Genomic DNA, 26,222 nt, shown 5'->3' on the forward strand with positions numbered 1-26,222 from the left:
CCAGGGTAGGGCGAGCTCAGGAGGCGTCGCCACCCTGTTCGACGGGTTCCTCCCCCGGATTCGGCCGGTCCGGCCGCCGGGGGCCCGCCCGGTCCGGCCGCCGGGGCGTCGGGCCGTCGGACGGGCGGGCGGGGGGCCGGACCGGCCGGATCCGGGCGGATGACCGGAGGGATGGCCGAACGGGGGCGGGCGGGGGGCCGGACGGGGAGCCGGGCGGGGGGCCGGGGGGCTACTCGACGACGAGGTCGACCGTGATGTTGCCGCGGGTGGCCTTGGAGTAGGGGCAGAAGGCGTGGGTCTTCTCCAGGAGGGCGCGGCCGGCCTCGCCCTGGAGGTGGTCGGGGAACTCGGCGCGCATGACGACGGCGAGTCCGAAGCCGCCGTCGGCGGCGTCCTTGCCGATGGAGACCTCGGCGGTGACGGAGGCCTCGGAGACGTCGATCTTCTCCTGGCGGGCGACGACGCCCATGGCGCTGGCGAAGCAGGCCGCGTAGCCGGCGGCGAAGAGCTGCTCGGGGTTGGTGCCCTGGCCGTTGCCGCCGAGGGCCTGGGGGTGGGCGAGGGGGAGGTCGATCCGGCCGTCGGAGCTGACGGCGCGGCCCTCGCGGCCGTTGGCGGTGGCGACGGCGGTGTAGATGGCGTCCATGGGGGTCCTTCCCTGAGGGGAGTGCGGGGCGGGGGAGGGTGCCGGAGGTGCGGTCCGCGCCTCTCCGGGTTCATTGATAGCGCACTATTCAGTTGCGCACAACTCAATGGCGCGCGAGTGTCCCTTGTATCCTGGTTCCATGGACGCGCTCGACACCCTCCCCGACGAGGAGTTCCTCCGGCTCGACCGGCAGATCTGCTTCTCGCTCCACGCCGCCGCCCGCGCCTTCAACGGCGTCTACCGCGAGGCGCTCAAGGAGCTCGGGCTCACCTACCCCCAGTACCTCGTCATGCTCGTCCTGTGGGAGCACGGCGAACTGCCCGTGAAGGGGATCGGGGAGCGGCTGCGGCTCGACTCCGGCACCCTGTCGCCGCTGCTCAAGCGCCTGGAAGCGGCCGGATACGTGGAGCGCAGGCGCAGCGCGGAGGACGAGCGGTCCGTCACCGCCCGGGTCACCGGCGAGGGCGCCGCCCTGCGCGAGCGGGCCCTCGGCGTGCCCCGCCGGATCGCCGCCGCCACCGGGCTCGACCTCGCCGAGATCGCCGACCTGCGCGAGCGCCTCGGCGCCCTCTCCGCCCGGCTCGACGGCATCGACCCCGACGCCCTGCGTCCCGCCTGCGGCTGACCGCCACCGGGCCCTCACGGAGAGTGGCCCTCCGGAAATGTAAGGGCCGGTCAACGAAGCCGCTCCTATACTTCGCCCATGTCCGAGATCACCATCCGCCGCGCCACCGCCGCCGACTCCAGACGGCTGACCCGGCTCGTCCGGGGCTCCTCCGCCTACCGGGGGCCGTACGCCGTCATGGTCGACGGCTACCAGGTCGGCGGTGCCTACATCGAGCACCACCCGGTCCACGCGGCCGTCGACGGCGACGGCCGCGTCCTCGGCTTCTACGCGCTGCTGCTCGACGAGGCCGAGCTCGACCTCGCCTTCGTCGCCGACGGCGCCCAGGGGCTCGGCATCGGACGCCTGCTGATGGAGCACATGACCGGCGAGGCCCGCGCCGCCGGACTCGCCGCCGTCCGGGTCGTCGCCCACCCGCCCGCCGAGGAGTTCTACCTGCGCACGGGTGCCCGCCGCACCGGCACCGTCGCCGCCGCCGGCCGCATCCACTGGGACCGCCCCGAGCTGAGCTACGACCTCGCCGCGGCCGCCGCGTGAGCGCCGTCGAGTCGCCGCGGGAGCCCCGGGAGCCCCGGGAGGAAGAGAAGCGGCGGATCTTCGCCGACCTCACCCCGCTGCGCACCTCCGCCGACTACCGCCGCCTCTGGTTCGGCAGCACCGTCTCCTGGGTCGGCCAGGGCATGACCGCCCTGGCGATCTCCCTCCAGGTGTACGACATCACCGGCTCGGCCTTCTCGGTCGGCCTCGTCGGCCTCTTCTCCCTCGTCCCGCTCGTCGTCTTCGGCCTCTACGGCGGGGCGATCGCCGACACCGTCGACCGGCGCGCCCTCGGACTCGTCGGCGCCACCGGCGCCGCCGTCCTCTCCGCCGCCCTCGCCGCGGCCGCCTTCGCGGGCTTCCACCGCGTCTGGTTCCTCTACGCGATCGTCGCCCTCCAGGCCGTCTGCGGCGCCCTCAACTCGCCCGCCCGCAGCGCGATGATCCCCCGCCTCATCCCGCCGGAGCAGCTGCGCGCCGCCAACGCGCTCAACTCCATGGTGATGACCTTCGGCACCCTCGCCGGCCCCAGCCTCGGCGGCGTGATCGTGGGCTTCGCCGGCTACCAGACCGCCTACACCATCGACGCCCTCGCCTTCTCCGCGAGCCTGTACGCGATGTGGCGGCTGCCCTCCATGCCGCCGGAGCGCACGGGGACCAAGAGGGCCTCCGTCCTCGACGGGCTGCGCTTCCTCGGCACCCGGCCCAACCTGCGCGCGACCTTCGTCTCCGACCTCTTCGCGATGATCCTCGCCCAGCCCAAGGCGCTCTTCCCGGCCGTCGCCGTCCTCTGGTTCGGCGGCGACGCGAAGACCACCGGACTCCTCGTCGCCGCGCCCGCGTTCGGCGCGCTGCTCGGCGGGGTGGTCTCCGGCTGGCAGGGCCGGATCCGTCACCACGGGCAGGCCATCCTCGTCTCCGTCGCGGCCTGGGGCCTGGCGATCGCCGCCTTCGGCCTCAGCCGCAACCTCTGGGTCGGGCTGCTCTGCCTCGCCGCCGCCGGGTACGCCGACACCTCGTCGATGATCTTCCGCAACACGATGATGCAGGTCGCCGCCCCCGACGAGATGCGCGGCCGGCTCCAGGGCGTCTTCATCGTGGTCGTCGCGGGCGGGCCCCGGCTGGGCGACTTCGTGGCCGGCTCCGTCGCCGACCTCAGCTCGCCGGGGGTCGCCATCACCGGCGGCGGACTCCTCTGCGTCCTCGCCGTCGGGGTGTTCGCGCTGTACGCCCGCGGCTTCCGCCGCTACGACGCCCACGACCCGCAGCCCTAGCCGCCGAGCCCGCGGGCGCGGGGAAGCGCTTCCGGAGCGTCCCGGACTCTCCCGTCCTGAACCGTCTTCGCCCTCCTGGCGGGTGGCCGCCACGGCAGATAGCCGCCAGGCGGGGCGGGCGTCAACTCCCCTTCCAGCGACCAGACTCCTCGCGGATCCGGAACCACCACCCCCGAACCCCGGGTCCGCGAGGAGTCGTTCCATGACCGCACCGTCGACCAGAGGAAGGGCCGGGCTGATCGCCGCCGGCCTCTCCCTCGTGATGCTCTCGGCCGGGCAGACCGCGGCCGCGCCGGGCGCCACGGCCGCCGCCGTGCCCGACACCTTCAGGGGCCCGGCCGCGTCCGCCACCGTCACCCTCGTCACCGGCGACCGGGTCACCCTGACCGGGCTCGGCGACGGCCGGCAGACCGTCACCGTCGACCGGGCGAAGGGCGCCACCGGGGCCGTCCGCACCCAGGTCGCCGACGGCCGGATCACCGTCGTCCCCGACGAGGCCCGCCGCTTCCTCGACTCCGGCGCCCTCGACCCGCGCCTCTTCGACGTCACCGGCCTCGTCGAGCAGGGCGTCACCGGGGAGCTCCCGCTGATCGTCACGTACGGCGGGAGGAACGCCCGGACCGCGCCCGGCGCCGCCCCGCGCGGCACCGAGACCGTCCGCGCCCTGCCCAGCGTCGGCGGCGCCGCCGTCACCGCGACCGACCCGGCCGCCTTCTGGGCCTCCTTCACCGGCAAGGCCACCGCCCGGGCCGCCGCCCCCGCACCCGCCAAGGTGTGGCTCGACGCCCGGGTGAAGGCCGCCATGGCCGACTCCAACGCCCAGATCGGCACCCCGAAGGCCTGGGAGGCCGGGCTCACCGGCAAGGGCGTCAAGGTCGCCGTCCTCGACACCGGCGTCGACGCCTCCCACCCCGACCTCGCCGGCCGCGTCAGCGAGTCGAAGTCCTTCATCGCCGGCCAGGAGGTCGCCGACCGCAACGGCCACGGCACCCACGTCGCCTCCACCGTCGGCGGCAGCGGCGCCGGCTCCGACGGCAGGGAGAGGGGCGTCGCCCCCGGCGCCACCCTGGCCGTCGGCAAGGTCCTCAGCGACGAGGGCTACGGCAGCGAGTCGGAGATCATCGCCGGCATGGAGTGGGCCGCCAAGGACGTCGACGCGAAGATCGTCTCGATGAGCCTCGGCTCCCCGGAGGGCAGCGACGGCACCGATCCGATGGCCCAGGCGGTGAACACCCTCTCGGCCGAGACCGGTGCCCTCTTCGTCATCGCCGCCGGCAACTCCGGCGCCCCCGGCAGCATCGGCTCGCCCGGCGCCGCCGACTCCGCGCTCACCGTCGGCGCCGTCGACTCCGCCGACGAGGCCGCCTACTTCACGAGCAAGGGCCCCCGCTACCGCGACCAGGCCCTCAAGCCGGACGTCTCCGCGCCCGGCGTCGGCATCCTCGCCGCCCGCTCCCAGCTCACCGCGGGCACCGGCCTCTACACCTCGATGAACGGCACCTCCATGGCGACCCCGCACGTCGCCGGAGTCGCCGCCCTGCTCGCCGAGAAGCACCCCGACTGGACCGGCGCCCAGCTCAAGAACGCCCTCATGTCCAGCTCGAAGGCGCTGACCGCCTCCGCGTACGACCTCGGCGCGGGCCGCGTCGACGTCGCCGCCGCCATCGCCGCGGACGTCACCGCCACCGGCTCCGCCGACCTCGGCTTCTTCTCCTGGCCGTACGAGGACAACGCGCCGGTCACCAGGACCGTCACCTACACCAACTCCTCCGACGCCCCCGTCGAGCTGGCCCTCGCCGTCGAGGGCATGCCCGCCGGCACCACCGCCCTCGCCGACACCACCCTCACCGTCCCGGCCCGCGGCACCGCGTCCACCACCGTCACCGGCGACGGCACCGCCGCCCCGGTCGGCACCAGCTCCGGCCGGATCACCGCCACCGCCGGCGGCGTCCCGGTCGCCCACACCGCCCTCGGCCTGGTCAAGGAGGAGGAGCGCTACACCCTCACGGTCCACGTCAAGGACCGCGACGGCGCCCCCGCCGCCGCCGGCCTCGGCCTGCGGAACCTCGCCCCCGGCGAGGACCCCTTCCCGGCCTCCGTCGGCGACTCCGGCACCGTCGAACTGCGCCTCCGGCCCGGCACGTACACCGTCGACACCTTCCTCGACGTGCGCGGCGCCAAGGGCGCCGACTCCCTCGGCCTCGGCTTCATGGCCGCCCCCGAGGTCGTCCTCGACCGCGACCGCGAGATCACCCTCGACGGCCGGCAGCTGCGCGAGATACGCGCCGAGGTCGGCAGGCGCACCGAGACCCGCCAGCTGGTCATGGAGTACGACCGCAAGGCGAACGGCGTCTCCTACACCGACATCGTGCAGGTCCCGCCGGCCTACGACTCGCTCTTCGCCGCGCCCACCGCGCCCGTCGCGAACGGCTCCTTCGAGTACCGGACCGTCTGGCGGCTCGGCAAGCCCGTCCTGGAGGCGAGCGTCGGCGGCGTCCGCCTCTCCGACCTGCGCCCGCAGAGCGGCACCGCCCTCCTCGAAGACCGCCACCGCCTCGGCCTCGTCGACGCGGGCACCGGCACCCCCGCCGAGTACACCGGCGAGGACGTCACCGGCAAGGCCGTCCTCGTCCGCCTCGCCCCCGGCGCCGACCCGGCCGAGGTCGCCCAGACCGCCCAGGACGCCGGCGCCCGGGCCCTGGTCGTCACCGACGACGCCGCCGGCCGGCTGATGAAGTGGTTCGGCACCGCCGACTACCAGGACCGGCCGCTCGCCGTCGCCACCGTCGGCCGCGCCGACGCCGCCCGGATCGCCGCCGGCGCCGCCCGCGGCGAGCGGATCGACCTCACCGGCACCCGCTTCACCCCGTACGTCTACGACCTCTCCGAGGGCCACCCCGGCAGCATCGGCACCGACCTGGTGTACCGCCCCGGCGACCGGGACCTGGCCACCGTCCGCTCCACCTTCCGCGCCCCCACCGGACGCGAGGAGCTGGGCGGGGAGTTCCGCTACTCCCTCACCGACGCCTTCCGGACCGGCGTCGGCTTCAAGGAGTGGATCGGCTTCCCGGCCGAGCGCACCGAGTACGTCTCCACCGGCACCGGCCAGCAGTGGCACGAGTCCGTCGACCTCGGCACCTCCCTGGAGCAGCGCGGCGGCCGCTCCGTCTACCGCGGCGGCTCCACCGTCCGCCTCGACTGGTTCGGCCCCGCCTGGCACCCCTGGCTCGGCACCGGCCTCGGCTGGGGCCAGGAGCGGCGGGGCAACGACCTGCGCTTCAACACGCCCGGCTGGGGCGACTCCGGCACCGACCACACCGGCTTCGGCGACGTGTGGGGCGACGACACCATGACCCAGTACACCGAGGTGTTCGTGGACGGCGTCTCGAAGGGCCGCAGGACGAGCTCCGGCTTCAACCTCTGGGACGCGCCCGCCCGGGAGGCCACCTACAAGGTCGTCACCGAGACCACCCTCGACCCGGCCCGCTGGCGGCTCGGCGCCAAGGGCCGCGCCGAGTGGACCGTCCGCTCCGCCGAGACCCCGGACGACCGGTACACCTTCCTGCCGATGCTCAACCTCGGCATCGACCTCGACACCGACCTGTACGGGAACGTCCGTGCCGGCTCCCGGATCCCGGTCGGCGTCTCCGCCGAGTACGTGAAGGGCGCCGCCGGCACCGGCACCCTCACCGCCGGCCGCCTGGAGGTCTCCTACGACGACGGCGCCACCTGGCGCGGGGTGACGCTGCGGAAGTCCGGGAAGGGCGCCGCCTGGACCGGCGAGCTGCGGATCCCGTCCGGCGCGGCGGCCGTCTCGCTGCGGGCCGGCGCCACCGACGACCGGGGCGGCTCCGTCACCCAGGAGCTGATCCACGCGGTCGGCGTGAAGTGACCCGCTGAGCGGGGGAGGGCCGGACCCCCGGGGTCCGGCCCTTCGCCGTCAGCCGTGCGTCAGCCGCTTCTTCAGCACCTTCCCCAGGTCGTTGCGGGGGAGGGCGTCGAGCAGCCGCACCGTGCGGGGCCGCTTGTGCGGGGCGAGCAGCCGGGCCACGTGGTCGGCCAGCTCCGCGTCCGCCGGCGGGTCCGCCGGGTCGGCCGGCACCACCCAGGCCACGATCCGCTCGCCCAGGTCCGGATCGGGCTCCCCGGTGACGGCGGCCTCCCGCACCCCCGGGTGGTCGAGCAGGGCGTTCTCGATCTCGCCCGCCCCGATCTTGTAGCCGCCGCTCTTGATCAGGTCGGTGGCCTTGCGGCCCACCAGCCGGATCGTTCCGTCGCCCTCGCGGACCGCCATGTCCCCGGTGCGGAACCAGCCGCCGGCCACGCCCCCGTCGAAGGCCTCCGCCGTCGCCTCCGGCCGGTTCAGGTAGCCGGAGAAGAGGTTCGGGCCGCGCACCTGCACCTCGCCGACCGTCTCCCCGTCGAAGGCGCCCAGCACCGAGCCGTCCTCCTCCACGAGCCGCACCTCCACCCCCGGCAGCGGGGTCCCCACGGTGCCGGGGCGCGGCGGGCCGCCCGGCCGCACGCTCGTGTTCATCAGCGTCTCGCTCATCCCGTACCGCTCCACCACCGTCCGGCCCGTCGCCGCCGCGATCCGCTCGTGGTCGTGCACCGGCAGCGCCGCCGACCCCGACACCAGCAGCCGCGCCTCCGACAGCGCCTTCACCAGCGCCGGGTCGCCGGGGAGGGCGTCGGCGAGCCGGTGGTACATGGTGGGGACGCCGAACAGCATCGTGCCGCCGCTCCCCAGCTCCCGGGCGACCCCCTCCGCCGAGAAGGCGCCCAGGTGCCGGACCTCGCCGCCGCGCCGCAGCGGCCCCAGGATCCCCAGGACCAGGCCGTGCACGTGGAAGAGCGGCAGCCCGTGCACCAGGACGTCGTCCGCCGTCCAGGACCACGCCTCGGCGAGCGCGTCGAGGGAGGCGGCGACCGCCCGGCGGGAGAGCAGCACGCCCTTCGGCGGACCGGTGGTGCCGGAGGTGTAGACGACCAGGGCGGTGGACTCGGGGTCCACGTCCGCCGGCGGCGGGCTCCCGGCCGGTCCGTCCGCTTCCACGTCGATCCGGGGGAGGCCGGCGAGCGCGGCCGGCAGCTCGTCGCCGGGCCCCGCGAGCACCGCGTCCGGGGCGCTGTCGCCGAGGACGTGCGCCAGCTCCCGCTCGCCGCCGCGCGGGTTGAGCGGCACGGCGGGGACGCCGGCGAGCAGCGCCGCCACCACGGCGACCGCCGTCCGCGCGGTCGGGACGGCCCACACGGCCACCCGCCGGGACCCGGCGATCCGGGCGGCGAGCGCGCCGGCGGCCCGGGCCAGCTCCTCGTACGAGAGCGAGTCCGGGCCGCAGCGCAGCGCGGGGCGGTCGGTCGGGGCCGCGAGGGCCGGGAACAGCGGCGGGAAGAGCGCACTCACCGGTCGTACTCCTCGGGTCGGGGGCGAGGGGTGCTGCCGGGACGATTCTGCCGCTCCGTCAGGGCGTGCCGGCCGTGACCTTCGCCGCTCCGGCCGCCGGCTCCTCCCCGCCGGGCCGGAGCCCGCGCATCCGCCCGTACGCGTACACGCAGCCCGCGAGCGCCAGGTCGGAGAGGAGCATGAAGCCGATCGAGTACGAGTCCTTGGCGCTGTAGATCGCGCCCATCACCAGCGGCGGGACGAAGCCGCCCAGCCCGCCCATCGCGCCGACGATGCCGGTCACGGAGCCCACCTGGGCCTGCGGGGTGACCTGCGAGACCAGCGCGAAGACCGAACCGCTCGCGGTGCCGAGACCGGCCGCCATGACCAGCAGGGCGATCGTGCCGCCCGGGTCCAGCTTCGGGTCGAAGGCCTGGACGACGGCGAGGAGGGCGACGACGCCGAGCGCCCACGCGGTGACGACCGCCGGGTGGACCCGGTCGGAGAGCCAGCCGCCGATCGGCCGGAAGACGACGGTGACCAGGGCGAATCCGGCCGCCTTGGTGCCCGCGTCGGTCGGGTCGAGGTCGTACCAGGTCTTCAGGTACGTCGGCAGGTAGACGCCGAAGGCGACGATGCCGCCGAAGCCGATCGCGTACAGCGCCGACAGCTCCCACGTCACCCGCAGCCGCCCCGCCGACCCCAGCCGGGTCGCCAGCGAGGCGGCCGGCACCGGGCGGTCCGGGCGGTCGGTGATGAGGAAGGCGGCCAGCACCGCATACGCCGCGAGCGCGACGGCCACCACGACGAACGGCAGGTTCTCGCCGTGCTTCGCGATCCGCGGCGTGAAGTAGCCGGAGAGCGCCACGCCGCCCATGCCCATGCCGAACACGCCGAGCGCCAGGCCCCGCTTCTCCGGCGGGAACCAGGAGTTGACCAGCGGGATGCCGATCGCGAAGGTCGTGCCGCCGAGACCGAGGAGGAAGGCGACCACGATCATCAGGCCGTAGGAGTCCTTCACCACGACCAGCAGCAGCACGGGGACGATCGTCAGCGCGGAGACGAGCGGGAACATCAGCTTCGCGCCGTACTTGTCGGTCAGCGCGCCGGCCGGGATCCGGCCCACCGAACCGACCAGCACCGGCACGGCCACGAGGAAGGACTGCTGGAACGAACTGAGGCCCAGCCGCTCGCCGTACCAGCTGCCGAGCGGTGCGATCAGGTCCCACGCCCAGAAGGTGAGCGTGAAGCCGATGGTGGCCGTCACCAGGTTGCGGTAGGCCGCGGCGGTCGGAGGCTTGGCGTCGGAGTTCACGCCCCCAGTCAAGATCCGTCGCGGGGGCCCGGCGCGCGGGGCTGCTCCGTACGGGGGAGCCGCCGGTGCCGTACGCGACCGCCGCCGGCGGCTACGGCCAGGTCACCGTCGTCGGCGGGGTGCCGTCGTCCTCGACGCGCAGCCAGGCCCCCTCGTCGCCGACGCCGACGTCCACCGAGATCCGCCCGATCCCGGGCCGCCGGTGGGCCGCCGCGAGGGCACCGCGCAGCGCGGCCAGCAGCCGCCGGCCCTCCGCCTCCTCCACGAGCGTGTCCACGGCGCCGGTGAAGCGCACCGAGGGCCGGAAGCCGAGCAGCGCCCCCGCCCCGCCGGTCTCGCGCAGCACCCGCCCCCGGAAGGTCGCCGGCGCCTCGGCCGGCGGCTGCTGGAGGGCGAAGATCGCCGTGCGCACCTCCTGGATCGTGGAGTCCAGTTCGTCCACCGCCTTCCCGAGCAGCTCGTCCTCCCCGGACGAGCCGCCGGCGCGGCGGCGGGTCGACTCCAGCATCATCTCGGTGGCGAACAGCCGTTGCACGACGAGGTCGTGCAGGTCGCGGGCGATCCGGTCGCGGTCCTCGAAGACCGCGAGCCGCTCCCGGTCGTGCCGCGCGTCCGCCAGGACCAGCGCGAGCGCCGCCTGCGAGGCGAACTGCGAGGCGAGCAGCCGGTCCACCGCCGTGTAGGGGGCGGCGCCCCGGCGGCGGGGGAGGGCCAGGGTGCCGATCAGCTTCCCGCCGCTGCGCAGCGGCAGCATCATCGAGGGGCCGAAGCGCGAGCGGACCGGCGTGGTCATCCGCGGGTCGGTGGAGGAGTCCTCGACGAAGACCGGCTCCCCGCCGAGCAGCTGGACCAGGACGGCGGAGCCGGGCCGGATGGTCGTGCCGACCAGTTCGCCGGGGTCCTCGGTGGTGGAGGCGGTGACGATCTCCATCCCGCCCTCGGGGGTGGGCTGGAGGATCACGCCGGCGGCCGCGTCCGCGAGGATCCTGGCCTGCTCGGCCACGGTCATCAGGGCGTCCTCGGCGGACTCGCCGGTGAGCAGCGCCGTGGTGACGGCCGCCGCGCCCTCGATCCACCGCTCGCGCTGCCGGGCCGTCTCGTAGAGCCGGGCGTTGCCGATGGCGATGCCGGCCTGGGCCGCGAGGACCCGCAGCAGGGCCAGGTCCTCCTCGGTGAAGCCGCCCGGCTTCCCGGCGAGGTGGAGGTTGCCGAAGATCTGGGTGTGCACGCGGATCGGGACGTCGAGCCCGCCGGCGCCCCCGTCGGGGAGCGGGCCGACGCGGGCCCGCTCCTCCTCGGTCATCCCGGTGGTGAAGAGCCCGGTGAGCCGGGGGCGCTCGGGGTCGACGACCCCCAGCGCCCCGCGGCGGGCGCCGACCAGTTCGGTCGCCGCGTCGACGAGGTGCTGGAGCGTGGCGCGGAGTTCGAGGTCCGTGCCGACGCCGAGGACGGCTTCGAGCAGCATGGGCAGGCGGGCCCGCTCCTGCTCCGCGTCCTCGTCCTCAGCCATGATCACCATGGTCTCATCCACGTACGAATCGGGTGATGTCGTGATGGGTCGCTCCATCGGGTCGCCGCTCGGCCGGGGTGCCGTTCGGACGGTTCGGTGCTCGGCCCGATCGCCGCTCGGCCGGGGCGTCACTCGGGCAGGTCGTCGGCGTACGCGCGGTCGTGGTCGCGGTCCCGCTTGCGGTCGCCGTCCCGGTCGTCGGCCAGGCCGCGGTGGTCGCCCAGCGGGTCGAGGACCATCGGCTGGACCTTGCCCTCCAGCATCGCGCCGAGGCCCAGGACGGCGCAGACGTCGGGGCGTTCGGCGATGTGCACCGGCATCCCGGTGGCGTCCCGCAGCATCTGGTCGAGGCCCGGGAGCAGGGCGCTGCCGCCGACCATCATGATCCCGCGGTCGGCGAGGTCGGCCACCAGGTCCGGCGGGCAGTCCCGCAGCACCTTCCCGATGCCGTCGAGCACCGCCGTCAGCGGGGTGTGGATCGCCTCGCGCACGGCGGCCGTGTCGACGGTGACCGAACGGGCCAGACCGGTGGCCACGTCCCGGCCGTGGATCTCGGTGGAGGCCGGACCGTGCGGGGTGAGGCCGTTGCCGCTCAGCGCGAGCTGGAGGGGGCGCACCGACTGGCTCGGCAGCATCAGCTCGTGGTGGTGGCGCAGGTGCTGGATGATCGCGTGGTCGATGGCGTCGCCGCCGACCGGGATCCGCTCGGCCGTCACGATCGCGCCGAGCGAGAGCACCGCGACCTGCGTCGTCGCCGCCCCGCACACCATGATCATGGTCGCGGTCGGCTGCTCCACCGGCAGGCCGCAGCCCACGGCCGCCGCGATCAGCGTGTCCACCAGCTCCACCCGGCGCGCCCCGAGCCCTACCAGGGTCTCCACGGCGGCCCGCTGGGCGAGCGGGTCGCTGTCGTGCGGGGTGCAGGCGGCGGCGCGGAGGCGGGGTTTGCGGCGGAGCTGCCGGCGCAGCTTCTCGCCGAGCAGGTGGCGGAGCATCCGCTGGGCCATCTCGATGTCGACGACCGTGCCGCCGGAGACCGGGCGGACGACCCGGATGTAGTCGGGGGTGCGGCCGGTCATCTTCTCGGCGAGCGCGCCGACCGCGATCAGCGCTCCGGTGCGGGTGTTGACGGCGGCGACGCTCGGCTCGTCGACGACGAGCCCGGCTCCCTTGACGAAGACCCGGGTGCGGGCGGCACCCAGGTCGACGGCGACATGGCAACGGCGCAGTTGCTCCAGGCTGACGGTCACGGCGGATCCTCCGGGGTGCGGTGCTGACACGGGCGAGGTGTCGCGGTTCGGGTTTCCTGTTGGCATCGTGCGACCGCCGGGCCCGCCGCGCGCGCTGGGCTGCGCCGCCCGGGGCCCGGCGCGGGGCGTCCGGTGCGGTGGGTGGTGCGCCGGGCGGTGCGGTGGGTGGTGCGGTGGACGGTGCGGTGGACGGCGCGCCGGGCGGTGTGATGGGTGGTGCGGTGGACGGTGCGCCGGGCGGTGTGGTGGGCGGTGCGGCGGACGGCGCGGCGGGTGGTGCGGTGGACGGCGCGCCGCCGCGGCGGCGGGCGGCCGCGGGGCGGGCGTCGGGCGGGCGGTGGGGCCGGTGGGGCCGGTGGGGCGTCGGCGGCCGGGGTTGGTGGAGGGGGCGGCACCGGTGCCGGGGGTGCCGGGGGAGCCGGGGAGGCGAACCGGGAGAATCGCGGCGCCACGGTGTCCACCTGCGGTTTCCTCACAAGATCCTCACGTCCCCGCCTCCCCGGGGCCGCGCCGGGCGTCCTAGCCTGCGAGCCCCATGGACTACTGCCACGCGTGCCGGCGGCATCTCAACGGGGCCCTCGCCTGTGCCGGGTGCGGGACTCCCGTCGAACGGCTGCGGTACGACACCCCCCACGCCCCGCCTCCCCCCGCGCCTCACGAGGGCGCCGAGGCACCGGAGCCGTACACGACCGACCCGTCGTACGCGGCGGACCCGTACGCGCAGGACCCGTACGCCGCCGCGTACGACGGCTCCGCCGCCCCCGCTTCGTACGAGCCGGACCCGGAGGCGTCCGCCCCGCCCGAGCCCCTCGCGCCCGAGCACGTCTACGAGCTGGACCTGGTGGTGCCCCCGCCGGGGCGGGCGGCCGGGCGGGCGGCGGGCCGTGCCGCCGCCCGGCGCCGGAAGCGGGGCCGGGCCGGGCGCGGCCGGACGGTCGCGCTGAGCGCGCTGGGGCTGGTCCTGGCGGCCGGGTCGCTGGGGCTGGCCAAGGCGGCGTTCGACGAGCCGGAGGAGAAGGGGCCCGCGAACGCGGTGGAGGAGCTGGAGGTCACCGAGGCCCCGCTGCCGCCCGCGCTGCCGACCCGGAGCCCCGGCGGCGAGGCGGCGGGGGACGGCGACCGGGCGGGCGAGGGCTCGGCGGGCCCGGCCACCCCGACCGGCCGCCCCCGCCGGATCGGGACGGGCCCCGGCGGCTCCGGCCCGGCCGCCACGGCCGCCTCCCGCCCCGGGCGGGGAACCGGCGGCGGCTCCGGCACGGCCACGGGCTCGGGGACGGGATCCGGCGCGGAGACGGGGACGGGGTCCGGTACGGGGGCGGGCGAGGGCACCGCGCCCACCGGCCGGCCGTCCGCCACCGCCCCCTCCTCCCCGGCGCCGAGCGCGCCGGAGGCCACCGCGGGCCCGCAGGGCGAGGGCCAGGGGGCCACGCCGAGCGCTTCCGGCTCGCCCACCGCCCCGTCCCCGGGCGGCACGAGCCCGTCCGCCCCGTCGAGCTCCCGCCCGACCGCGGCGACGCCGACCCCGGAGCCCTCGGAGACCTGCACCCGCTTCCTGTGGTGGTGCGTCTAGGCCGTTCCTCTCGGGTCAGGCCGGGTCCGCGCCGAGCATCCGGCGCAGCAGGTCGCGCAGGAGGGTGCGCTCGACGTCGGTCAGGCCGCCGAGCGGCTCGCGCGCGAAGTGCAGCGCGTCGCGCAGGCGGCGGGCGGTGTCCCGGCCCTCGTCGGTGGGCGCGGCCAGCTTGACCCGGCGGTCGGCCGGGTCGGGGCGCCGCTCGACCAGCCCCCGGGACTCCAGGCGGTCGATGATCCCCGTGACGTTGGAGGGCTCGCACTTGAGCTTCTCGGCGATCTTCCGCATCGGCGTGGGCTCCAGGGCGAGCAGCCCGAGGACGCGGGCCTGCGCGCCGGTGAGGGAGTGGGCCGCGGCGGCCTCCTCGTACTCCTGGTGGTAGCGCGCCACGACCGTGCCGATGAGCTCGACGACTTCGAGGGTCACGGGGTCGCCGTGTGAGGTGGGCATGGGCACCATGCTACTCCGATGCTTGACAACATGAAATATTCAGGCGCATGGTTGTTTCATCAAGTGAAGCTTTTGCCGGAGTCCCGGAGGCCCCCTCATGACCGCTCTTCCCGCCACCAGCCGTGAATGGCACCTCGTCGCCCGCCCGCACGGCTGGCCCGCGCCCACCGACTTCGCCCTGCGCGAGGTGCCGGTCGAGGCGCCCGCCGAGGGCCGGATCCTGGTGCGGAACCTCCACTTCTCGGTCGACCCCTACATGCGCGGCCGGATGAACGACGTGAAGTCCTACGTCCCGCCCTTCAAGCTGGACCACCCGATGGACGGCGGCGCGGTCGGCGTCGTCGTCGCGTCGAACGCGGAGGGGTTCGCCGAGGGCGACCACGTCCTGCACGGCCTCGGCTGGCGCGAGTACGCCTCCGTGCCCGCCCAGCACGCCACCAAGGTGGACCCGGAGCTCGCCCCGCTCTCCACCTACCTCGGCGTGCTCGGCATGCCCGGCCTGACCGCCTACGCCGGCCTCTTCGAGACCGCCTCCTTCAAGGAGGGCGACACCGTCTTCGTCTCCGGCGCGGCCGGCGCGGTCGGCAGCCAGGTCGGCCAGCTCGCCAAGCTGGGCGGCGCCGCCCGGGTGATCGGCTCGGCCGGCTCCGACGAGAAGGTGAAGTGGCTGGTCGAGGAGCTCGGCTTCGACGCCGCCTTCAACTACCGGAACGGCCCGGTCCGCGACCAGCTCCGCGAGGCCGCCCCGGACGGCATCGACGTCTACTTCGACAACGTGGGCGGCGACCACCTGGAGGCCGCGATCTCCTCGCTCAACGTGCACGGCCGCGCCGCCCTCTGCGGCATGATCGCGCAGTACAACGACACCGAGCCGGTCCCCGGCCCGCGGAACATGGCGCTGATCATCGGCAAGCGGCTCCGCCTCCAGGGCGTCCTGGTCGGCGACCACTACGGCCTCCAGCAGAAGTTCGTCGAGGAGGTCGGCGCCAAGCTCCGCTCCGGCGAGCTGAAGTACCGCGAGACCACCGTCGAGGGGATCGAGAACGGGGTGGACGCCTTCCTCGGTCTGCTCCGCGGCGACAACACCGGAAAGATGATCGTCTCGCTCGACCGGTAGTCTGCCCTCAGCCGTCGCGATCGTGGGCGCGAGTCGAGGCGGGGAGAAGAAGGTAGAAACCAGCATGTCCATCCAGCACTCCGACGTCCTCTACACCGCCGTCGCCACCGCGGAGAACGGCCGTGACGGCCGCGTCGCCACCGACGACGGCAAGCTCGACGTCGTCGTCAACCCGCCGAAGGCCATGGGCGGCTCCGGCGACGGCACCAACCCCGAGCAGCTCTTCGCGGCCGGCTACAGCGCCTGCTTCCAGGGCGCCCTCGGCGTCGTCGCGCGGAACGAGAACGCGGACGTCTCCGGCTCGACGGTCACCGCCGAGGTCGGCATCGGCAAGAACGACGACGGCTTCGGCATCATCGTCAAGATCTCGGCCTCCATCCCGAACGTGGACGCCGAGACCGCCAAGAGCCTGATCGAGAAGGCCCACCAGGTCTGCCCGTACTCCAAGGCGACCCGCGGCAACATCACGGTCGAGCTCGCGGTCTGAGCCACCGGCCAGGCACCACGCGGACCCGTGCGGGCCGCACCCCGACCGACCGGGGTGCGGCCCGCACGCACGTACGGAGCCGGTGATCCACCCCGCTAGGCTGCGCCCATGCGTGATTTCGGGGTGGGTTTCGGTTATCTGGTCCAGGGCCAGAAGTGGGTGGCACGGCACGGACGACGGTTCGGCTTCGGGCTGCTGCCCGGCTTGGTGGCGCTCGTCCTCTACGTCACCGCGCTCGGCGTCCTCGCCTTCAACGCGACCGAGCTGGTGGCCTGGGCGACCCCCGTCGCCGACGACTGGTCCGCCCTGTGGCGCGACATCTTCCGCAACGCCATGACGGCCCTCCTCGTCGGCTTCAGCGTCTTCCTCGCCGTCGTCACCTTCACCGCCGTCACCCTCCTCATCGGCCAGCCCTTCTACGAGACCCTCTCCGAGGACGTCGACCGCAGCCAGGGCGGCGAGGTACCCGAGTCCGGCCTGCCGCTCTGGCGCGAACTGCTGGTCTCCGCCCGCGACAGCCTCCGGGTGGTCCTCCGGGTCGCCTTCTACGCCGTGCTCCTCTTCGCGTGCGGCTTCATCCCCGTCGTCGGCCAGACCGTCGTCCCCGCCCTCGGCTTCTGCGTCTCCGGCTTCTTCCTCACCGAGGAACTGACCGCGGTCGCCCTCCAGCGCCGGGGCGTGGAGCTCAAGGAGCGCCTGGCGCTGCTGCGCGGCCGGCGCGGGGCCGCGCTCGGCTTCGGCGTCCCGCTCGCCCTCGTCTTCGTCGTCCCCTTCGTGGCCGTCTTCCTGATGCCCGGCGCCGTCGCCGGCGCCACCCTCATGGTCCGCGACCTGCGCGGCGAGACGGGCGACGGGACCGGCGAGGAGAACGACCGGGAAGACGGCGACCTTTCCGCCCCGGGCGGCGACCAGGGGGCGCGCCACCTCCCCCACTGAGGAGGAGGACCATGACGTCGCACCAGCGCAGGACGGGCCGCCGCAGGGAGCTCGTCGGCGGTCCGGCCGCACCCGGGACCACCGGCGCGGCCCTCGCCACGACCACGCCGCCCGCCCGGCGGCCTTGAGGCGGCCGCCGACGTCCGCCACCTTCAAGGCCGCCTCGGCCCAGACCGGCCACGCGGTGTACGGCGGCGGCGCCCCCGGCGCCTCCGACGGGGTGTCCCGGTTCAACGGCGCCGGCAAGCTCGTCGTGATCGGGTTCCAGGTCTCCGGCTTCGGCAAGCTCGTCCGCTCCTGCGGCAACTGCAAGAAGCAGTACGAGCGCACGATCGTTGTCAACGACGTCGACGTCACCGCCCCCGGCGCGTCGATCGTCGGCGTCAACGCCAACCACGGCGACGCCGCCTCGCTGCGGAACGTCCGCGTCCACGGCGACGCCAAGAAGAAGATCGAGCCCCGCGTCCGCTTCACCGGCAACAACACCGGCAAGGAGCCCACCCGGACCGGCGCCGGACCCGACGGCACCACCTGCCGCCACACGGCCTCCTACGTCACGTACGACCAGGTCCGTACGGCCGGGTCACCCCTCCGTCAGGACCGGATGGAGTTCCGGCCTGGCGGACCACCACTCCTGGTGGAAGGCGTTGGTGCCGACGCCCGCCAGGTACGCCTCGGCCGCCGCACGGTACAGCAGTTCCGCGTGGCGGGCGGAGACCGCCGAGCGGTTCCAGGCGAGCCGGATCCGCCCGGTCACCGGGTCGCCTTCCAGGGGGCGCAGCACGGTCCCGTCGGTGGGCGGCGCGGTGGGCTGGCTCAGCGAGATCGCGCGGCCCGAGGCGATCAGGTCGTAGTGGATCTTCCGGTCGGCGACCCGGTGCCGCAGCGACGGGGTGAAGCCGGCCCGCTCGCAGGCGGCGACCAGCGCCTCGGGGCCGCCGTCGTCGTCCTCGACCAGCGTCATCCAGGACTCGCCCGCCAGCTCGGCCAGCGCGATCCGCTCCTTCCCGGCGAGCGGGTGGTCCGCCGAGAGGCGGACGCAGAAGGGCTCCTTCGCGATCAGGGTCCGGGCCGTCGTGCCCTGCGGCAGCGGCACCTCGTGGTCGTTGACCTCGCCGTACAGCACCGCGTCGTAGCGGCCCGCGCCGAGCTGCCGGGTCAGCGTCGTCGCCGACTGCTCGACGGTCACCGCGATCTCCCGGCCCGCCACGACCTGTTCGAGACCGACCAGCAGCCGGTCCACCAGGACCAGCAGGATGCAGCCGAGCCGCAGCGGGGCGGCCGGGTCGGCGGCCCGCGCGCCCGCGGCCAGCGCGTCCATCTCGCCGAGCACCAGACGGGCCTTGGAGAGGACGAACTCGCCCAGCGGGGTGGGCTCCACCCCGCGCCGGCCGCGCAGGAAGAGCTCCCCGCCCGCGACCCTCTCGATCCGCCGCAGCTGCGCGGAGAGCGCCGGCTGCGAGATGCCGAGCCGGTGCGCCGCGCGCCCCAGACTGCCCGCCTCCGCAATCCGGCAGACGGCTTCGAGATGCCTCAACTCCAGCTGCATTTCAGCAGCGTACGCAGCGCCGGACCGGTGCACCATAACCCGCGTCTTATGCCGGATGAGATGTCCCGGACTGACCATGTCCACGCCCATACTCGGCGCGACGATCCGCCCTCCCCCACCGTGAACGGAGCACGACGTTGCACCCCACCAGACTCACGGCGGCCGTGGCCGCCCTGGCGCTCTCGGCGAGCCTCGCGACCGCCCTCGCCTCCGCCGCCTCCGCCGCTCCCCAGGCGCAGCCGGTCCCGCCGGGCCACGGCAAGTCCCTGGCCCTGGCGGCCGCCGACTCCGCCGCCGCCAGCGGCCTCGACGAGCTGCGGCACGGCGCCGACGAGGACCTCGTCCGGACGTCCGTCACCCCGTGGTCGAACGGCCTCTACTACGCCGCCTACCAGCGGACGTACAAGGGCCTGCCGGTCCACGGCGGCGGCGACGGCGTCGTCCTCTCGGACTCCTCCGGCAAGGTCCGCGAGGTGACCGGCAACGCCGCTCCGGCCATCAGGATCTCCACCGGCGCCAAGGTGACCGCGGAGAAGGCCCTCGCCACCGCCCGCGCCCAGCTGGCCGCCGTGGAGAGCGCGAGCACCCCCGAACTGACCGTGCTCCTCAAGGCGGGCAAGCCCGTCCTCGCCTGGCACACCCTGGTCGTCGGCCGCACCGCGAAGGACGCGCCCAGCTCGCTCGACACCTACGTCGACGCCCGCACCGGCAAGGTCGCCCAGGCCACCGACAAGGTCATGCACGCCGAGGGCCGCGGCTACCACAACGGCAACGTCACCATCGACACCGCCGCCTCCTCGATGACCGACACCAGCCGCGGCGCCTTCAAGTGCGGCGGCCAGAACGGCAGCGCGTACACGGGCTCCTCCCCGTGGGGCAACGGCGGCGCCAACGACCTCGTCACCGCCTGCGTCGACATCATGTACGCGGCCCAGAAGGAACACTCCATGCTCAAGGAGTGGTTCGGCTACAACGGCCAGAACGGCCAGGGCGGCATGGTCCCGGCCCGTGCCGGGCTCTCCGAGGTCAACGCGTACTACGACGGCACGAAGACGACCTACGGCCGGGCCCAGACCGGATCCAACCAGCTCACCGGCATCGACGTCGTCGCCCACGAGTACGGCCACGAGATCTTCGACCGCACCCCGGGCTCCGCCGGCTCGTCCAACGAGAACGGCGGCATGAACGAGTCGACCGGCGACATCTTCGGCGCGCTCACCGAGCACTACGCCAACAACCCGAACGACACCCCGGACTACACGGTCGGCGAGGAGGTCAACTTCTTCGGCGACGGCAAGCCGATCCGGAACATGTACAACCCCTCGCTCGTCGGCGGCGACCCCAACTGCTACCCGCAGCTGAACTCCGGCACCGAGGTGCACGCGGCGGCCGGCCCGCAGAACCACTGGTTCTACCTGCTCGCCGAGGGCTCCAACCCGGGCGGCGGCAAGCCCAGCAGCCCCATATGTTCCGGCGGCCCGTCCTCCGTCACCGGCATCGGCATCCAGAAGGCCGGCAAGATCTTCATGGGCGCCCTGCTGATGAAGACCTCCTCCTGGAACCACCCCGCGGCCCGCCGCGCCACCCTCACCACCGCCAAGAACACCTACGGCGCCACCGAGTGCAACGCGGTGAAGGCGGCCTGGAACGCGGTCGGCGTGCCCGCCCAGTCCGGCGAGACCGACTGCGGCGGCACCTCGACCCCCGACTTCTCCCTCTCCCTGAACCCGTCCTCGGGCTCGGCGCAGCCCGACACCTCGGTGACCTCCACCGTCAACACCAGCACCACCGGCGGCGCGGCGCAGACCGTCCAGCTCTCCGCGAGCGGCGCCCCCAGCGGCGTCTCGGTCTCCTTCTACCCGACCTCGGTGACCTCGGGCGGCTCCTCCACGATGACCGTCAAGGTCGCCGCGGGCACCCCGAACGGCACCTACCCGATCACCGTCACCGGCACGGGCTCCGCCACGCACACCGTCACCTACCAGCTGACGGTCGGCAGCACGACCCCGCCGACCGGCTGTGACGCCACCGAGTACACCTACCAGGGCACCCTGGCCTCCGGTCAGGCCGCCGTCCAGCCGAACGGTTCGTACTACTACTCGGCGAGCGCCGGCACCCACGTCGGCTGCCTGCGCGGTCCGGCCGGCACCGACTACGACCTCTACCTCCAGAAGTGGAACGGCGCGGGCTGGGCGGACGTGGCGGTCGGCGGCACCGCCGGCGCCGACGAGGACACCAGCTACTACGGCACCGCGGGCTACTACCGCTACGTCGTGCACGCCTACAGCGGTTCCGGCGCCTACACGCTGGGCCTGAGCGCCCCGTAAGGGGAAACGAGCGCCCGGGGGCGGGGTCCTGACGCCCCGGCCCCGGGCGGGAGGGCGCACGGCGGACCGGGGGTTCCGTCGGGCGCCCTCCCGGGCCGGGCCGCCGGAGTCCCACGGCGGCCCGGCCCTTCCGCGTGCCCGGCCGTCCGCCGGCCCGGCCCTTCCGCGTGCCCGGTGGTGCCGTGCCCGGCGGGGCTCAGCCCGCCTCGGCGAGGACGAAGCCCGGCCCGTCGGGGCCCGCGTCGGCGAGCCGGCCGCCGTCCGGGCCCCAGATCCCGGCCCGGCCGCCGCCCTCGCCCACCTCGCTCGGGCCGAGGGAGTTGCCGAGCACCACGTACAGGCCGAAGTCCCGGGCCCGGGCCGGATAGACGGTCTCGAAGGAGTCGTTCGCGGCCTCCAGCATCGAGCTGGCCAGGTAGACCGAGCAACCGTCGGCGGCGGCCCGCCCGGCCAGTTCGGGGAAGCGGTTGTCGTAGCAGGTGGCGAGCGCGAACCGGGTCCCGTCGAGCGCGAACCGCCCGTCGGCCGTGCCCGCCGTGAAGGTGTCCCGCTCGGGTCCGTGGAAGAGGTGCCGCTTGTCGTAGCGGGCGAGCGTCGTGCCGTCCGGGCCGATCACCAGCGTGGTCAGGCCGGGCAGCGGACCCCCGCCGCGCACCGGCCCGTTGACGACGGCCGCCGCCCCCGCCGCCCGGCAGGCCGCGCGGACCGGCGCGAGACGCGGGTCGTCCTCGGCGAGGACCAGCGAGGGGTCCTTCCGGATCAGGGCGGGCTCGTACCCGGTGAGCGACAGCTCGGCGAAGACGACCAGCCGGGCGCCGGCGGCCCCGGCCTCCCGGACGAGGGCGGAGATCGTACGGACGTTGGCCTCGACGTCCCCGGCGACCGGGGCGAACTGGGCGGCGGCGATCAGCATGCCCCCATCCTCGCAGGCCGCGCACCGGCCTGGACGCGTCGGCCCGGACCGGCGGGCACCGGGGCCGCGCGCGGCCCCGCACCCGTCCGGCGCCCCGTGCGCGCCGGCGCGGGCTACCGCTCCGGGGCTCCCGCCAGCAGCCGCAGGAAGTCCCGGAAGGCGCCCGGCATGTCGACCGAGGCCGGGTCGAGCAGCCACTGGTACTGGAGGCCGTCCATCACGGCGGTGAGCAGCGGCGCCGCCCGCTCGGGGGTGAGGCCGCCCGGCAGCCGCTCGCCGAACTCCAGGCGCAGCACGTCCGCCATGTTGGCCCGCACCTGCGCGTACCGCTCGGTGAAGAAGGCCCGCGCCGGATGGCCGTCCGTGACGCTCTCGCCGAGCAGCGCGGAGAAGGTCTGCACGATCCCGGGCCGCATCGCGTTGTACTCGACGAGCGATTCGAGCAGGTCGAGCCGCCAGCCCTCGCGGTCCCGGCCGCCGCTGGTGTCCCACCGGTCGCGCTCCTCCAGGACGGCGACGAGCAGGGCCTCCTTGGTGGGGAAGTAGTGCAGCAGGCCCTGCTGGGTCAGGCCGACGCGCTCGGCGACGGAGCCGAGCGTGGCGCCCCGGTAGCCGCGCTCGGCGATCACCTCCAGGGCGGCGCGCAGGATCTCCGCGCGGCGTTCCTCGCTCCTGGTCCGTGCCATGGCCGGCCCCCTTCCGCAGGTCCTTTTCCCCAGGACCGTACGCCATCGTATGAATAACGAAAAGATTACATTGCCTACCGATCTACAGGTAGGCGGGTCCATGATGGCCGCATCACCACTTCAACGCGGAGGTACCGACGTGACGGACGTGAACGAGGACGCGGCACGCGAGGCGGCCGTCGAGGCCGCCCTCGGCCGGCTCGACCTGGACGCCAAGACCCGGCTGCTCGGCGGCCAGGACATGTGGTCCCTGCCCGCCCTGCCGGAGATCGGCCTCGCCTCGCTCGTGATGTCCGACGGGCCCATCGGCGTCCGCGGCGTCCGCTGGACCGCCGACGACCCGTCCGTCGCGCTGCCGTCGCCGACCGCGCTCGCCGCCGCCTGGGACCCCGCCCTCGCCCGCCGGGCCGGCCGGCTCCTCGCCCAGGAGGCCCGCCGCAAGGGCGTCCACGTCCTCCTCGCCCCCACGGTCAACCTGCACCGCACCCCGCTCGGCGGCCGCCACTTCGAGGCGTACAGCGAGGACCCCCACCTCACTGGAGCCATCGGCACCGGCTACGTCCAGGGGGTCCAGGACGGCGGCGTCGGCACCACCGTCAAGCACTTCGTCGCCAACGACGCCGAGACCGACCGCTTCACCGTCGATAACAGGATCGCCCCGCGCCCGCTCCGCGAGCTCTACCTCGCCCCCTTCGAGGCGATCGTCGAGGGCGCCCGCCCCTGGGGCGTCATGACCGCCTACAACCAGGTCAACGGCGTGACGATGACCGAGCACCGCCACCTCGTCGACGAGGTGCTGCGCGGCGAGTGGGGCTTCGACGGCTTCAACGTCTCCGACTGGATGGCCGCCCGCTCCACCACCGGCGACATCGCCGGCGGCCTCGACGTCGCCATGCCCGGCCCCGACACCGTCTACGGCGAACGCCTCGCCGCCGCCGTCCGGGCCGGCGAGGTCGAGGAGTCCGCCGTCGACGCCGCCGTACGGAACGTGCTCCGGCTCGCCGCCCGCGTCGGCGCCCTCGAAGGAGCCCCCGCCGCCGTCGCCGAGCACCCCGCCGCGATCGACGGCGACGCCCTCGCCCGCGAGATCGCCCGCCGCGGCTTCGTCCTCGTCCGCAACGAGAACGGCGCGCTGCCGCTGAAGCCCGGCACCGTCGCCCTCTCCGGCGCCGCCGCCCGCGACGCCCGCGTCCTCGGCGGCGGCTCCGCCCAGGTCTTCCCCGAGCACGTCGTCTCCCCGCTCGACGGCCTCACCGCCGCCCTCCCCGACGGCGCCCTGACCTATGTGACCGGCGCCGACCCCAGCGAGGAACTCGCCCCCGCCGACCAGGGCTTCACCCTCCGCGCGATCTGCCGCGACGCCGACGGGAACGTCCTCGGCGAAGGCACCCTGCCCAACGGCCAGGTCCAGTGGATCGGCGACGACCTCCCGGCCGGCGTCACCCACGACGCCCTCGCCTCCATCGAGGTCACCGGCTCCTTCACCCCGCGCGAGACCGGCGCCCACGCCTTCGGCACCCGCGGCCTCGGCGCCTTCACCCTCACCGTCGACGGACGCGAACTCTTCGACGGCGTCCAGGCCCTGGGCCCCGAGACCGACCCCTTCGAGGCCTTCTTCGGCTCCCCGGTCGAGCGCGGAACCGTCGAGCTCACCGCAGGCGAGACCGTCCAGGTCTCCCTCCGGCACACCCTCGCCAAGGAGTTCGCCGCCCCGCTCCCCGCCGTGATGTTCTCCTTCGTCCACCTCGGTCCCCGCCGGGACCCCGACGAACTGATCGCCGAAGCCGTCGAGGCCGCCCGCGCCGCCGACACCGCCGTCGTGGTCGTCGCCACCACCGAGCGCGTGGAGTCCGAGGGCTTCGACCGCAAGGACCTCGCCCTCCCCGGCCGCCAGGACGACCTCGTCCGCGCCGTCGCCGCCGCCAACCCGAACACGGTCGTCGTCGTCAACGCCGGCTCCCCGGTCGAACTGCCCTGGCGCGACGAGGTGGCCGCCGTCCTCCTCGGCTGGTTCCCCGGCCAGGAGGGCGGCGCCGCCCTCGCCGACGTCCTCACCGGCGCCGAGGAGCCCGGCGGCCGCCTCCCCACCACCTGGCCCGCCGCCCTCGCCGACGCCCCCGTCACCGAGGTCACCCCCACCGACGGCGTCCTCGACTACGCCGAGGGCCTGTTCGTCGGCTACCGCGCCTGGGACAGGGCCGGCACCGTCCCCGCGTACCCCTTCGGCCACGGCCTCGGCTACACCACCTGGTCGTACGACTCCCTGGAGGCCACCCCGGAGACCGCCGCCGTCCGCCTCACCAACACCGGCGACCGCCCCGGCCGCGAGACCGTCCAGCTCTACCTCGCCCCGGTCGGGGACACCGTCGAACGCCCGGCCCGCTGGCTCGCCGCCTTCGCCGGCGTCGAGGCCGCGCCCGGCGAGACCGTCGAGGCCGTGATCGCCCTTCCGCGCCGCGCCTTCGAGATCTGGGACGAGGACCGGAACGCCTGGACCGTCGTCCCCGGCCGCTACGAGCTGCACGCCGCCCACTCGCTGGCCGACCTCCGCCTCACCACCACGGTGGAGCGGTAAGGGCCCCCGCGACCGGCCCCGGGGCGGACCTGACGCCCGCCCCGGGGCCTACTCCTCCGTGACCCTCCGGTACGCCAGCTCCGCCAGCCGCGCCTGCCCCTCCCGGCTCGGGTGGAACCAGTCCCAGGTGCTCAGCAGCGACCGGTCGAAGCGGAAGCCGAAGACCGCGCCGCCGTCGTACCGGCAGCGGGCGTCCTTCGCGCACACCTCGGCCAGCACCCGGTTGTACGCCACCACCCGGTCGCGCACCGCCGTCCGCCGCCGCTCCGCCGCCGCGCCCAGGTCCTCCGGATCGGCCAGCATCGCGCCGCAGACGCCCAGTTCCCAGACCCGCCGCACCAGCGGGCTCGCCCGGCCGTTCTCCCACAGCCGCCGCAGGTCCGGCACGCTCGCCACGTACACCTGCGCCTTCGGGGCGCCCTTCCGCAGCCGGGCCAGCGAGGCCTCGAACGACCGGCGGAACTCCGCCACCGGCGTCATCCCCGCGGGCGTCGGCCGGCAGGCGTCGTTGGCGCCGATCATCACCGTGACCAGCCCGGGCCGCCGCTCCGCCGCCCGCGCCATCTGCTCCGGCAGCGCGGCCACCCGCGCGCCGCTCCGGGCCAGGTTCCAGCTGTTCCCGGCCACCCGCCCGGCGCCGAGCAGCCGCAGCGCCAGACTGTTCACCGCCGGGTCCGTCCCGGTCGCCCAGGACGCCTCGGGACAGTCCGCCAGCAGCGAGCAGGCGTCGAAGGCGCGGGTGATGGAGTCCCCGACGGCGGCGACGGAGGCGGGGGAGACGTCCCAGGACGAGACGGGCGTGGGCGTCGGCGTCGGAACGGGCCTCGCCGAGGGGGCCGCTCCGGTGCGGGGCGCGGGCGAGGCCGTGCACCCCGCGAGCGCGGCGACCGTGAGCAGCGCTCCCACGACGGCGGTACGGATGCGGCGTCGGGCGTGCGGCACCGGCCCCCTCCTTCGTGCTGGCGTCCTGGCGGGTGAAAGCTTCGTGTTCACCCGCCCCCGGACCGACCGTACGTCACCCTGATGACGGCGCGGCACGGTAGCTTTTCCCCCGTCGAACCAGCGGCGC

19 protein-coding genes and 2 pseudogenes are annotated in these 26,222 nt (G+C 74.9%); 11 read left to right on the forward strand and 10 right to left on the reverse strand.

Features of this window, described 5'->3' with window-relative positions; genetic code table 11:
• Window positions 1-229 precede the first annotated feature (229 nt).
• Window positions 230-646: an organic hydroperoxide resistance protein gene (locus tag ACFW6A_RS13345; RefSeq protein WP_351849034.1), complete on the reverse strand. Its 417-nt coding sequence runs from the start codon at window positions 644-646 to the stop codon at window positions 230-232.
• Between the two features lie 139 nt (window positions 647-785).
• On the opposite strand from ACFW6A_RS13345, the gene ACFW6A_RS13350 reads away from it, so the two are divergent.
• From ACFW6A_RS13350 to ACFW6A_RS13365, 4 genes are all read left to right on the forward strand, one after another.
• Window positions 786-1,271, forward strand: a complete 486-nt coding sequence (locus ACFW6A_RS13350; RefSeq protein ID WP_351849032.1) for a MarR family transcriptional regulator — start codon at window positions 786-788, stop codon at window positions 1,269-1,271.
• Window positions 1,272-1,349: 78 nt separating this feature from the next.
• Complete coding sequence (locus ACFW6A_RS13355; RefSeq protein WP_351849029.1) at window positions 1,350-1,808, forward strand: GNAT family N-acetyltransferase; 459 nt, start codon at window positions 1,350-1,352, stop codon at window positions 1,806-1,808.
• The gene (locus ACFW6A_RS13360) at window positions 1,805-3,082 is read left to right on the forward strand and encodes an MFS transporter (RefSeq protein ID WP_351849027.1); all 1,278 of its coding nucleotides are present in this window, start codon (window positions 1,805-1,807) and stop codon (window positions 3,080-3,082) included. Before ACFW6A_RS13355 ends, ACFW6A_RS13360 begins: the two co-directional genes overlap by 4 nt.
• Window positions 3,083-3,284: 202 nt before the next feature.
• Window positions 3,285-6,974 carry a S8 family serine peptidase gene (locus ACFW6A_RS13365; RefSeq protein WP_351849025.1) on the forward strand — a complete coding sequence of 1,230 codons (3,690 nt, stop codon included), beginning with the start codon at window positions 3,285-3,287 and terminating at the stop codon, window positions 6,972-6,974.
• Window positions 6,975-7,022: 48 nt separating this feature from the next.
• On the opposite strand, the gene ACFW6A_RS13370 is transcribed toward ACFW6A_RS13365, so the two are convergent.
• The 4 genes and pseudogenes from ACFW6A_RS13370 to ACFW6A_RS13385 form a co-directional block, all read right to left on the reverse strand.
• Window positions 7,023-8,489, reverse strand: a complete 1,467-nt coding sequence (locus tag ACFW6A_RS13370; RefSeq protein ID WP_351849021.1) for an acyl-CoA synthetase — start codon at window positions 8,487-8,489, stop codon at window positions 7,023-7,025.
• Window positions 8,490-8,547: 58 nt separating this feature from the next.
• Complete coding sequence (locus ACFW6A_RS13375; RefSeq protein ID WP_351849019.1) at window positions 8,548-9,783, reverse strand: MFS transporter; 1,236 nt, start codon at window positions 9,781-9,783, stop codon at window positions 8,548-8,550.
• Window positions 9,784-9,874: 91 nt separating this feature from the next.
• Window positions 9,875-11,302 (reverse strand): GAF domain-containing protein, encoded by a 1,428-nt coding sequence (locus ACFW6A_RS13380; RefSeq protein ID WP_351849016.1) that lies wholly within the window; start codon window positions 11,300-11,302, stop codon window positions 9,875-9,877.
• A gap of 212 nt (window positions 11,303-11,514) precedes the next feature.
• Window positions 11,515-12,543, reverse strand: a pseudogene (locus ACFW6A_RS13385) (rod shape-determining protein); the annotation flags it as partial.
• A 535-nt stretch (window positions 12,544-13,078) separates the two neighbouring features.
• On the opposite strand from ACFW6A_RS13385, the gene ACFW6A_RS13390 reads away from it, so the two are divergent.
• Window positions 13,079-14,113 (forward strand): hypothetical protein, encoded by a 1,035-nt coding sequence (locus tag ACFW6A_RS13390; RefSeq protein WP_351849013.1) that lies wholly within the window; start codon window positions 13,079-13,081, stop codon window positions 14,111-14,113.
• Between the two features lie 15 nt (window positions 14,114-14,128).
• On the opposite strand, the gene ACFW6A_RS13395 is transcribed toward ACFW6A_RS13390, so the two are convergent.
• Window positions 14,129-14,563: a MarR family transcriptional regulator gene (locus ACFW6A_RS13395; RefSeq protein ID WP_351849010.1), complete on the reverse strand. Its 435-nt coding sequence runs from the start codon at window positions 14,561-14,563 to the stop codon at window positions 14,129-14,131.
• 97 nt (window positions 14,564-14,660) lie between these two features.
• Between ACFW6A_RS13395 and ACFW6A_RS13400 the strand changes: the two genes are divergently transcribed.
• The 4 genes and pseudogenes from ACFW6A_RS13400 to ACFW6A_RS13415 form a co-directional block, all read left to right on the forward strand.
• Complete coding sequence (locus tag ACFW6A_RS13400; RefSeq protein WP_351849008.1) at window positions 14,661-15,680, forward strand: NADP-dependent oxidoreductase; 1,020 nt, start codon at window positions 14,661-14,663, stop codon at window positions 15,678-15,680.
• 64 nt (window positions 15,681-15,744) lie between these two features.
• Complete coding sequence (locus ACFW6A_RS13405) at window positions 15,745-16,167, forward strand: organic hydroperoxide resistance protein (protein WP_351849005.1); 423 nt, start codon at window positions 15,745-15,747, stop codon at window positions 16,165-16,167.
• Window positions 16,168-16,275: 108 nt separating this feature from the next.
• Window positions 16,276-17,103 carry an EI24 domain-containing protein gene (locus tag ACFW6A_RS13410; RefSeq protein WP_351849002.1) on the forward strand — a complete coding sequence of 276 codons (828 nt, stop codon included), beginning with the start codon at window positions 16,276-16,278 and terminating at the stop codon, window positions 17,101-17,103.
• A 142-nt stretch (window positions 17,104-17,245) separates the two neighbouring features.
• Window positions 17,246-17,668 (forward strand): annotated as a pseudogene (locus ACFW6A_RS13415) (pectate lyase); the annotation flags it as partial.
• 18 nt (window positions 17,669-17,686) lie between these two features.
• Here the strand turns inward: ACFW6A_RS13415 and ACFW6A_RS13420 are convergent.
• A complete protein-coding gene (locus ACFW6A_RS13420; protein WP_351849000.1) occupies window positions 17,687-18,652 on the reverse strand; it encodes a LysR family transcriptional regulator in 966 nt (321 codons plus the stop codon).
• A 137-nt stretch (window positions 18,653-18,789) separates the two neighbouring features.
• Between ACFW6A_RS13420 and ACFW6A_RS13425 the strand changes: the two genes are divergently transcribed.
• Window positions 18,790-20,979 carry a M4 family metallopeptidase gene (locus ACFW6A_RS13425; RefSeq protein ID WP_351848997.1) on the forward strand — a complete coding sequence of 730 codons (2,190 nt, stop codon included), beginning with the start codon at window positions 18,790-18,792 and terminating at the stop codon, window positions 20,977-20,979.
• 196 nt (window positions 20,980-21,175) lie between these two features.
• Here the strand turns inward: ACFW6A_RS13425 and ACFW6A_RS13430 are convergent, their stop codons facing one another.
• Both ACFW6A_RS13430 and ACFW6A_RS13435 read right to left on the reverse strand, forming a co-directional pair.
• Window positions 21,176-21,892 (reverse strand): carbon-nitrogen hydrolase family protein, encoded by a 717-nt coding sequence (locus ACFW6A_RS13430; RefSeq protein WP_351848994.1) that lies wholly within the window; start codon window positions 21,890-21,892, stop codon window positions 21,176-21,178.
• Between the two features lie 113 nt (window positions 21,893-22,005).
• Window positions 22,006-22,578, reverse strand: a complete 573-nt coding sequence (locus tag ACFW6A_RS13435; RefSeq protein WP_351848992.1) for a TetR/AcrR family transcriptional regulator — start codon at window positions 22,576-22,578, stop codon at window positions 22,006-22,008.
• A 103-nt stretch (window positions 22,579-22,681) separates the two neighbouring features.
• Between ACFW6A_RS13435 and ACFW6A_RS13440 the strand changes: the two genes are divergently transcribed.
• The gene (locus tag ACFW6A_RS13440) at window positions 22,682-25,153 is read left to right on the forward strand and encodes a glycoside hydrolase family 3 protein (RefSeq protein ID WP_386640665.1); all 2,472 of its coding nucleotides are present in this window, start codon (window positions 22,682-22,684) and stop codon (window positions 25,151-25,153) included.
• Window positions 25,154-25,201: 48 nt separating this feature from the next.
• On the opposite strand, the gene ACFW6A_RS13445 is transcribed toward ACFW6A_RS13440, so the two are convergent.
• Window positions 25,202-26,095, reverse strand: coding sequence for an SGNH/GDSL hydrolase family protein (locus ACFW6A_RS13445; protein WP_386479054.1), 894 nt, complete (start codon window positions 26,093-26,095; stop codon window positions 25,202-25,204).
• Window positions 26,096-26,222 lie beyond the last annotated feature (127 nt).

It is taken from the genome of Streptomyces sp. NPDC058758 (genome assembly GCF_042746075.1).
GTDB lineage: Bacteria > Actinomycetota > Actinomycetes > Streptomycetales > Streptomycetaceae > Streptomyces.